Source organism: Lysinibacillus sp. NPDC056232, assembly GCF_042267565.1.
Taxonomy (GTDB): Bacteria; Bacillota; Bacilli; order Bacillales_A; family Planococcaceae; genus Lysinibacillus.
This window is the reverse complement of sequence record NZ_JBHJTF010000052.1, coordinates 21,306-30,766: the sequence shown is the minus strand read 5'-3', so window position 1 is coordinate 30,766 and position 9,461 is coordinate 21,306. Positions and strand designations below refer to the sequence as shown.

Annotated in this window: 9 protein-coding genes and 1 other RNA gene; 4 read left to right on the top strand and 6 right to left on the bottom strand. The window is 36.0% G+C overall.

What is annotated here, in order from left to right:
- Positions 1 to 170 precede the first annotated feature (170 nt).
- Together ACFCYJ_RS24560 and ACFCYJ_RS24555 are read right to left on the bottom strand one after the other, a co-directional pair.
- Entirely contained in the window at positions 171 to 311 is a 141-nt protein-coding gene (locus ACFCYJ_RS24560) for a hypothetical protein (RefSeq protein ID WP_376078223.1), read from the bottom strand.
- A 16-nt stretch (positions 312 to 327) separates the two neighbouring features.
- Positions 328 to 807 (bottom strand): hypothetical protein, encoded by a 480-nt coding sequence (locus ACFCYJ_RS24555; RefSeq protein WP_376078221.1) that lies wholly within the window; start codon positions 805 to 807, stop codon positions 328 to 330.
- Positions 808 to 1,120: 313 nt separating this feature from the next.
- Here ACFCYJ_RS24555 and ACFCYJ_RS24550 point away from each other — a divergent pair, with 313 nt between their 5' ends.
- The 4 genes from ACFCYJ_RS24550 (at position 1,121) to ACFCYJ_RS24535 (ending at position 4,762) form a co-directional block, all read left to right on the top strand.
- Positions 1,121 to 1,726, top strand: a complete 606-nt coding sequence (locus tag ACFCYJ_RS24550; protein ID WP_376078218.1) for a hypothetical protein — start codon at positions 1,121 to 1,123, stop codon at positions 1,724 to 1,726.
- The gene (locus tag ACFCYJ_RS24545; RefSeq protein ID WP_376078216.1) at positions 1,698 to 3,209 is read left to right on the top strand and encodes a DNA primase family protein; all 1,512 of its coding nucleotides are present in this window, start codon (positions 1,698 to 1,700) and stop codon (positions 3,207 to 3,209) included. Before ACFCYJ_RS24550 ends, ACFCYJ_RS24545 begins: the two co-directional genes overlap by 29 nt.
- A gap of 18 nt (positions 3,210 to 3,227) precedes the next feature.
- A complete protein-coding gene (locus ACFCYJ_RS24540; RefSeq protein ID WP_376078213.1) occupies positions 3,228 to 3,491 on the top strand; it encodes a helix-turn-helix domain-containing protein in 264 nt (87 codons plus the stop codon).
- A 104-nt stretch (positions 3,492 to 3,595) separates the two neighbouring features.
- Complete coding sequence (locus ACFCYJ_RS24535; RefSeq protein ID WP_376078210.1) at positions 3,596 to 4,762, top strand: site-specific integrase; 1,167 nt, start codon at positions 3,596 to 3,598, stop codon at positions 4,760 to 4,762.
- 137 nt (positions 4,763 to 4,899) lie between these two features.
- On the opposite strand, the gene ssrA is transcribed toward ACFCYJ_RS24535, so the two are convergent.
- From ssrA to rnr, 4 genes are all read right to left on the bottom strand, one after another.
- Positions 4,900 to 5,255: a transfer-messenger RNA gene (ssrA, locus tag ACFCYJ_RS24530) on the bottom strand.
- Between the two features lie 187 nt (positions 5,256 to 5,442).
- Complete coding sequence (locus ACFCYJ_RS24525) at positions 5,443 to 6,165, bottom strand: hypothetical protein (protein WP_376078207.1); 723 nt, start codon at positions 6,163 to 6,165, stop codon at positions 5,443 to 5,445.
- Positions 6,166 to 6,335: 170 nt separating this feature from the next.
- Positions 6,336 to 6,800 (bottom strand): SsrA-binding protein SmpB, encoded by a 465-nt coding sequence (smpB, locus tag ACFCYJ_RS24520; protein ID WP_349662121.1) that lies wholly within the window; start codon positions 6,798 to 6,800, stop codon positions 6,336 to 6,338.
- Positions 6,801 to 6,915: 115 nt separating this feature from the next.
- Positions 6,916 to 9,456, bottom strand: coding sequence for a ribonuclease R (rnr, locus tag ACFCYJ_RS24515; RefSeq protein WP_376078205.1), 2,541 nt, complete (start codon positions 9,454 to 9,456; stop codon positions 6,916 to 6,918).
- Positions 9,457 to 9,461 lie beyond the last annotated feature (5 nt).

Sequence of the window (9,461 nt, the reverse complement as noted above, 5' to 3'; positions counted from 1 at the left end):
AACCTTTATCTCAAGAGAATTTTTAAAAATGCTCCTACTTAAAATATCTAAATCGTATAAATTAGTAAATCGATTAAATAAATACAAGTTTAATGATTTATTGATAAAAATTTCCGATTTAGAATTCAATAATCCAATAAAATCTAAATATGATAACAAGCTCTCCTGGATCACTTTATTTCTTTTAATATATTATTCAGTAATTTTCCAGATATATTTTTATTTTCATTTAAAACATACGCTGCAACTGGCATTAACGTTTTAGGCACTCGATTGATTACAATATCACTTTCTTCATCTATCTTCTCCATTATTTTTGCAGTATTGTCAACTAGCTAATCTAGTTATCCAAACGCGCATATTCTCTTTCAACCCTTCCGAATTTTCAAAAAATACACCTTGAAGTTTTTGTTGTTTTAAAGTTTTATTCTGCTTCTTTGATTTGGAAATATCAGTTAGACCTAGTAAAGATTCAGCTGTTAAAGAGACCTTAATATCATCTTGCAGTTTATTTAAAAATTTTTTATAAACATTTTCATCTGAATAACATAAAGTCTCTTTATAAAAATTCATTAAATTATCATCTATGATTTTTAATTTGTAATCATCCTCCTCTATTTCCCAAGATAAATAATTTTTATTTGGATCAATATTAATTGATTGAATCTCAATTTCGTCTACATTTGTAATAATCCTTTCATTTAAAGATCTTAAATTTAAGTTGAAACGCTGCTCCAAATCAACAATTAGTTTATCACTAATTAGCTCTGCTAGTTCCTCTATTTCCTCGATTTTAATCCTAGTCATTACTCTATCTCCTTTTAAGTTCAAGATGTTCAAAATGTTCACTATAATATTATATCTAAGAATAAAAGATACCTAGATAAAAATATACAAAACAACCATCAAATAACATCAATTATTTTCATATGAACATGTTGAACACTTGGAACACACCTTACAAAAATATTCATTAACACATTTTAGTGTAAATTACAATCCCCCTACTCTCAGCTAATATTCAATTTTCTCTAAGTCTCACTTCATTAACAAAATTTAGAATTGAAGATATAGTTTTTAACTGTTAGCAGCAATTAAAACTTAAGGAGAGTGTTTACAAATGAAAAAAAATAAACAAAATGAACTTTCTAAAAAAATGGAGAAAATATTGAAACTTAGTCAAGACAATACAACTGGGATCAGTTCTATCGCTTTTGATACTAATTATATACGCGCATATGGATTGGGCCCTAAATTAATTGAGCCTACTACAGCTATTTATTATGAAAATTTAAACGGTTCTTCCGAGTTAAACGGACATATTCTAAACTCTCACATTAACAATACCAATAATAGTAAATCCACTTTTTTAGCGATCGATAATCGAGATAGCAATAAGCCAGCATTATATATATCTAATCAAAGTATGGTGAAGAAAATTACCCGAAAATCTGAATTAAAAGAGGGAGAAAAGGTGTTACTATACTGGGAATACGGGCCATATTCATTTTTAGTTTTCAGCATGCAAGATCCAATTTCTAAACAAACCATCTTAGAATGTATTTTCAATGGGAACCTAGCCACTACGAGAGCTAACCGCTATTTATTTCTTAACTTACTACCTTCTGTTGAAGCACTTTCGGTAAAAAAGAAATTTGAAAATGCATTAACTAATTCAAATTTGGAGGATGCATCAAATGAAAAAGAAGAAACTTCAATTTACTAAGACAAATCTTCAAGTTGGGTTAGATATCTTAAATCAGAAACACCCATTAGTCTACGAAGAATTAAATTTCCCTGTAAATCAGCAAAATGAATTTTTTATAGATGAGCGTTTCAAGAAGTTAGATTCACACCTGTCTTCTGCTCCTACTGTAAATAAAGAAATACCTTATTCTAGGAAGAAAGAAAAATCTCATGCCATATCTAATAACGATTTAGCGGCTATTGTCATGCAAAATAATACTTTTATAACTTTGGAGGATGCTTTATATCACTGGGATGATGAAAAAGGATATTACATCGGCGTAACTACTGAATATGCAGATAAATTTATTCGACAAAACATTCCAGATCATTATAAAAGTAAAATCAATACTAATAGCATTAGAGAAATTGTTCAGTGGATTAAATCAGACAAAAATATAGTTGCTCCTGAAGACTTGTTTGACAAAAAGTCGAATTTAGTATCATTTGCTAATGGTGTTTTTGATACAGAAAGAGATCTTTTTCTTGCACACGATCCCTCTTATTTCTTTACTTCTGTTATTAATGCTAATTACCGTGATGGTCAAATTAAAGGTGGTTATTATTTCGAAAAATTCATGTCTGACATAACAAATAACAATCGAAGTTTATACTTACGTATTCAAGAGTTATTTGGCTATGTCATTTCTGAAGTACGAAACGTCAAATACATTCCTTATTTATTGGGGCCAAAGGATACAGGTAAATCCATAATTCTAAAAACTTTAGAGCATCTAGTTGGAAAAGAATCTTTTACTAATTTAAGTTTTGAGCAACTAAATAAACCAGAATATTTAGCCCAATTACTTGGGAAACGTTTAAACACTTGTGGTGAAACATCAGAATTTCGTTTAAACAAATTAGATGTCTTCAAAAAATTATCAGGAGGGGACTATATAACCGCCCGCCCAATTTATGGCCAACCTATTAATTTTATTAATAGCGCAGTTTTATTATTTGCTGGTAATCACTTGCCTACCATAAATGGTGTAGATAAATCGAACGCTTTTAGTCAACGTATCATTATATTCCCTTTTAACAATCCTATTTCGAAATCACAACAAGATACACAACTTTTCGAAAAGTTGTTAGATGAAAAAGATTATATTGTTAAATGGGCTCTTGAAGGTTTAAAACGCTGGAAGCTAAATAATTATGTGTTTACAAACTGCGCAGAGATAAAAGATGTTACAGATGCTTATTATGAACAAAATAATTCTATTGATAGTTTTATACAAACACATTGTAAAATACATCCTAGTTACCAAATTTATACTAATGATTTCGAAAATGCTTATAATCAGTATTGCTTCGAAATTGGAGTTATCCCAGAGACTAAACAAATCATTCATAAATATTTAAAAACCCTTTCAAATCTATCTTATAGACGATTTCGTGATGGCAAAGGGAATAATAAATATGGTTACAGAGGAATTGAATTAAAAGAGATAAATCATATTTAAAAAATGGAGGTAATTAAAGTGCAACATTCATTTGAAGTTTCAAAAGGACTAGAAAATATTTTAACCGAGTTAATCATTAATTGTACTAACCAAGCGATAAAATCTCAGCGTTTTGTATCAAAAGAATGGTTTTCTTTATCAGAAGCTGCTAAATATGCAGGCGTTTCAAACAATACACTGGTTAAATTTCGTCAATTGGGCCTAAAAGTATGCGAAATCGACGGTATCAAACGGGTTGCAAAAAAAGAAATTGATCGCTTTCTAGAAGAATACAGCTACTAAAAGCTATGAGAGGATTTTCGCACAGTAAAATTATATATTATAACTGTGAGGTTTAATCCTCTCTTTTTAATCTTGCCCCCGCAACGATTATAGGAGGACTATACATGAAAAAGAAAAAAGTATCACCCATACAAAGCTATACCAATAAAAGTGGTGACACCCTTTATATGTTCCAGGTTTATTTAGGAATCGATGAATTAACAGGTAAACAGAAGCGAACGACAAAACGTGGGTTTAAAACTCGAAAAGAAGCTGAATTAGCTCTGTCTCGAATCAAAATCCAAGTTTCAGAAGGAACTTATCGTCAAGTTCGCGCCGAAACATTTCAAGAGCTATATGATTTATGGATAGTTCAATATGAAAAAACGGTTGAAGAAAGCACCTTTGTCAAAACTTTTGGTTACTTCAAAAATCATATATTACCATCAATGGGAAGTTACAAAATAGATAAAATTAATATCGATATCTGCCAAATGCATTTTGATGAATGGGCTACAAAGCTTTCAAAAGCTAGAACTATCAAATCATATGCAGCTTTAGTATTAGATTTTGGAATTAAACGCGGCTATATTCAGATAAACCCATTCACTCATGTTGAAACTAGAGTTAAAACTCGAAAAGCGATTGAAATCGAAGAAAAAGCGGAAAATTTTTATACACGTGAGCAATTAATTGAGTTCTTAAATTGTTGCGAGCAATCTCTTCACTACAAATCGTTTACCTTGTTACGGTTACTCGCCTTTACAGGAATGCGCAAAAGTGAAGCACTTGCACTCACTTGGAAGGATTTAAATTTAAAAGACAATGAGCTTACAATCGCAAAAGCCATTGGTCGAGGAAAAAGTGCGAAGCTATATTTAAAAACAACAAAAACAGGTTCATCCCGTATTATTAAACTTGATGATGCTACTCTAGCTATTTTAAAAGAGTGGAAGAAAATCCAGAAAAAAGAGTATTTCATTTTAGGTCATAATACTATTACACCTAGCCAGTTAATGTTTAGTAATACTAATAATGACTATATTCAACCCGTACAGGTCCAGAAATGGATGTATAATGTCCAAAAGAAACATTCTTTAGAAAAGATCACACCACATGGCCTGCGACATACACACTGCTCTCTTCTTTTCGAAGCTGGAGCATCACTAAAAGAAGTTCAGGATCGCTTAGGACATTCTGATGTGAAAACGACAATGGATATCTATACACATGTAACGAAAAAAGCTAAAGAAGGAGCAATTCAAAAATTTGCTACCTACCTTGAGATCTAATAAATTCGTAAATTGATTTTTGACTACGTTTTTGACTACGTTTGAATACAATCTATAGAAATTGGGTGAAAATGAAAAATGCCAAAACCCTAATTTACCAAGGGTTTTGACATCAGTTGAAATCATTTGATTCCTTAAAATGGAGACGGCGGGAGTCGAACCCGCGTCCAGAAACTCCAATACTTCAGCTTCTACGCGTGTAGTTTGCCTATTTACGATTCACGTAACATTATGCCGACAAACAGGCGTCTTGTACGCTAACCTGGAAATCTCTTGTCGGTGACTCAGGTGGCACCATCGACCGTATCCCACTAAAGTTGGGCCCCACGTTCTCTACATGGGCGATAGAGAGGCAGAGCGCTTACGAGCTTACGCTGCGAAAGCTAAGTTTTGTTGTTTGCCAGTTATTATATAACTTCCGTTGATGACGGAGCCGAGACCTCCGACGCGCGACCAAAGCTTGAACCATCCCTGTCGAATCCGTAACGTCCCCTTGAATATGAATCAAAGCACGTAAGCTTCGTTCAAGCAAAGGAGCTAGAATTTCTTCTAGTACGGTGGGAGCTAAAAGTACGCTTCCATGTAATCTGGCATTCAATAATACTTATTATAAAGCAAATCTATCTATAGTTCAAGTGTCCCGCATAGTAGAAAAAATTGGCTAGCTCACAATGATTTTCTTATTTCATCATCTTAAATTTTAAGTCTCTTAATCGCAAAATAAGTTTTCCTAATTTGGATTCTGTAAGATAGCCGTAATAGACCTCTACCTCTTGTGCGCCAAAGCCGAGCTTGAATTCATTAATTTCCTCCTTACTCGTTACTGCGCCGAAATCATAGTGTGCGTATCCTTTGCTACGGAACATCATGATATTTTCCCATAGTAAATAGCGATTGGCGAAGCGGATTTGTTGCTTTAAGTCAGGTCTATCCTTGATCCAGACAGCCGTACCTGTATATAAATTATAAATGATATCTTCGTCGGCAATGTACAGTCGATAGCATAGTGCTTCACCTTTGTCGTTTTGAAGCTTTGTATAGACGAGTGCGCCTTTTTCGCGAAGTAGCTTTAACGTTTGTAGATGAAATTTTCGAACGCGATTTGTATTTTTTATTTTGGCGAAGGCGTTGTAAAATTGCTGGAATTCTACTAGCTCTTGGTCAGAGGGATGTTCTTTTACGATGACTTCGTATGGCTCTTTTTTGGCGCGGCGAAGCATATAGCGATTCATTTTTGAAAGATTCGCTAATAGGATTTCTTCATCTTGCTGTAGCATGATTTGCAGTGTCTTTTGGGTTTGGAGCGATTGCGCTGGTCGCTTTGTTTGATGGTAGCAGACTAGCTTTTTTCTTTCACTGGCATTGTTACGTTTCTCGGCAAAATAAATGTGCTCTATGTTCATAAACATAAATTTTCGTTCTATTGTAAGAATGCGGATTCCCTCCTATTATATGCGGTAGTTCTTTATTATATTTTTAACTCGATATCTTTTAGAACCTCTCTTAGAATTCTATCTGTCCAAATACAAAGAGCTCACTATCTAAATATAGTGAGCTCTCTAACAATCTATGACTATTGATTTTTAGATTTGAAGGCGCGTTCCATATCGCGTTTCGCTTCTTTTTTGCGCATGTCATTACGTTTGTCGTAATCTTTTTTACCTTTGCCGACGCCGATTAATAGTTTGGCATAGCCGTCTTTAATGTACATTTTTAACGGAACAATTGTGTAGCCGTCACGTTTTACGGCACCGACTAGCTCGCCGATTTGCTTTTTATGGAGCAGTAATTTGCGGGCGCGCAGTGGGTCATGGTTAAAGCGGTTGCCTTGTTCGAATGAGCTGACATGCATATTGTTGATCCATGCTTCACCGTTGCGGACTTGTACATAAGATTCTTTTAGTTGAACCCTTCCTGCACGGATGGATTTAATTTCTGTGCCTGTGAGCACCATGCCCGCTTCGATTGTTTCTTCAATGAAGTAGTCGTGCCCGGCTTTTTTGTTTTGTGCTAATACTTTCCCAGTACCTTTTGCCATATTATTCACCCTCTACTTAAAGGTTAAAGCAGGGTCAACCTGCTTTTATTGATAAAGTGAAAGCACCCCGCTTCAAATTGCTTTAAAGCGCTAGTTGGTGCTTTCGCCATTACTTTTATTTACGTTTTGGTTTTTTCTTTTTGTTTTTCTTGGCAACGCCCTCGTAGAACTTTTGCTTTTGCTTCACGCCTTTTTTAGGGCCTGGACTTGAGTTTGAGCCATCTTTGCGGCGTCCTCGTGGATCACGGTCGTTTTCACGTCGTTCTCCTTGTCCGCTTCGTCCTTCTTCATTGCGACCACTACGACTGTCACGTCCGCCTCTTTCTCCTTCGTTGCGACCACTGCGACTGCCACGTCCACCACGTTCTTCTTCATTACGACCACTGCGGCTGCCACGTCCGCCTCTTTCTTCTTCACGGCCACCTTTGCGGCTATTACGGCCACCTTTGTTGTCGCTATAATTTTTACGTGCGTGAATGACAGTAGGTGCTGCTTTTCGTGTTCGTCCAAATGACGTTACCATTCCGACGATTTCAAAGTCAACGGATGACTCCTCAATAATAACATTTGCTACGCGGACTGTAACTTCATCACCAATACGGAATTGACGATTTGTACGCTCACCGATCATAATCATTTGACGGTCGTCAAAACGATAGTAGTCATCTGTCATATTGCTAATATGGACAAGTCCTTCGATGGTGTTTGGCAGCTCTACGAAAATCCCGAAGTTTGTAATCGACGAAACGATCCCTTCAAACTCTTCACCAATTTTATCGGACATGTATTGTGCTTTTTTCAGTGCGTCTGTATCACGTTCTGCATCAACAGCACGGCGTTCACGTTCTGAAGTATGATCCGCAATTTCATCCATCGCCATACTCCACTGTGCCACTGTTTCTTTTGATGTATCTTTATTAATTAAATACGTTCGAATTAAACGATGGACGATTAAGTCCGGATAACGTCGAATCGGTGACGTAAAGTGTGTATAGAAATCGGTTGATAAACCAAAGTGGCCTATGCTTTCAGGATAATATTTTGCCTGTTGCATCGAGCGTAGAAGCATCGTTGAAATAACAGGCTCCTCTGGCATGCCTTCAATAGCTTTTATTACATCCTGTAAAGCTTTCGGATGGACTGTGTTTCCTGTACCTTTTATTAAAATACCGAAGTTCGTCACAAATTCAAAGAAGCGTTGCAGCTTTTCTGGCTTTGGATCTTCGTGAATACGGTAAAGGAACGGTACATTCATCCAATGGAAATGCTCTGCTACTGTTTCATTGGCAGCTAGCATGAAATCTTCAATTAATTTCTCAGCGACTGTACGTTCACGTAATTCGATATCTACTGGCCAGCCATCTTCGTCCACGATCACTTTAGATTCTTTAAAGTCAAAGTCAATAGCACCGCGCATTTGACGTTTATTACGTAAAATATTAGATAACTCAGCCATATGTTTAAACATTGGCACTAATGGCTCATAGCGCTTAATTAGCTCTTCGTCTTGCTCCTCTAAAATTTTGTAAACGTCCTTATAAGTCATACGCTCAGTTGTTTTAATGACACTTTGGAATATTTCATGTGAAACCACATTACCATTTGCATCAATAATCATTTCACAAGATAGTACTAGACGGTCAACCTGTGGATTTAATGAACAGATTCCATTCGATAATCGATGCGGAATCATTGGGATCACGCGGTCTGTTAAATATACACTCGTCGCACGATCATAAGCTTCAATATCTATTACAGAGCCTTGTGTTACATAATAACTAACATCTGCAATATGTACGCCAAGTTTATAAGTACCATCTACATTTTTCGTTACGGTTACAGCATCATCCAAGTCCTTCGCATCTGCTCCATCGATTGTCACAATCGTTTCGTGGCGTAAATCACGGCGACCTTCTAAATCTGCCTCTGTAATTTCATCTGGCACGCGTTGCGCAGCAGCAACCACTTCTTCTGGGAATTCAGGTGGAATGTCGTGCTTATATAAAATAGATAGAATATCCACACCTGGGTCATTTTTGTGCCCTAAAATTTTTGTGATATAGCCTGTTGCTGATTTTAAATCTTCTGGCCAAGTAGCTACCTCAACGACAACCTTGTGTCCGTCGACAGCTCCTAACGTATCTCCTTTAGCAATGAAAATGTCCATCGGTAGTTTTTTATCATCTAACACAACAAAGCCAAAGCCTCGATTTGCTTGGAACGTCCCAACAAAACTCGTTTGCCCACGTTCCACTACCTTTGTCACCGTTCCTTCACGGCGATCACCGAATGATTCCTTTAACACACGGATTAACACCGTATCGCCATTAATCGCACCATTTATTTCATGTGGTGGAATGAAAACATCGTCCATTCCCTCAACATCAGGTGTCACAAAGCCAAAGCCCTTCGCATGTCCGATAAATTTACCTCGAAGTAAATTCATTCGCTCTGGTAGGCCATAACGATTGGAGCGAGAACGTACAATTAAGCCTTGCCCCTCCATACGTACTAACGTTTTCACTAATTCTTTAAATTCGTCAGCATCCTCAAAGCCAAATAAGTCCTCAATTTCGCCAACTGTTAATGGTTTATATTCTTCTCCACCGAAAAAATCGAGTAAACGACTTTGTAGTGTATCTTTCTGGTCTTTCATAATTT

Coding starts and splice junctions, on each gene's coding strand:
- ACFCYJ_RS24560 (WP_376078223.1), bottom strand. CDS start 311: ATGGAGAAGATAGATGAAGAAAGTGATATTGTAATCAATCGAGTGCCT.
- ACFCYJ_RS24555 (WP_376078221.1), bottom strand. CDS start 807: ATGACTAGGATTAAAATCGAGGAAATAGAGGAACTAGCAGAGCTAATT.
- ACFCYJ_RS24550 (WP_376078218.1), top strand. CDS start 1,121: ATGAAAAAAAATAAACAAAATGAACTTTCTAAAAAAATGGAGAAAATA.
- ACFCYJ_RS24545 (WP_376078216.1), top strand. CDS start 1,698: ATGAAAAAGAAGAAACTTCAATTTACTAAGACAAATCTTCAAGTTGGG.
- ACFCYJ_RS24535 (WP_376078210.1), top strand. CDS start 3,596: ATGAAAAAGAAAAAAGTATCACCCATACAAAGCTATACCAATAAAAGT.
- ACFCYJ_RS24525 (WP_376078207.1), bottom strand. CDS start 6,165: ATGAACATAGAGCACATTTATTTTGCCGAGAAACGTAACAATGCCAGT.
- smpB (WP_349662121.1), bottom strand. CDS start 6,800: ATGGCAAAAGGTACTGGGAAAGTATTAGCACAAAACAAAAAAGCCGGG.
- rnr (WP_376078205.1), bottom strand. CDS start 9,456: ATGAAAGACCAGAAAGATACACTACAAAGTCGTTTACTCGATTTTTTC.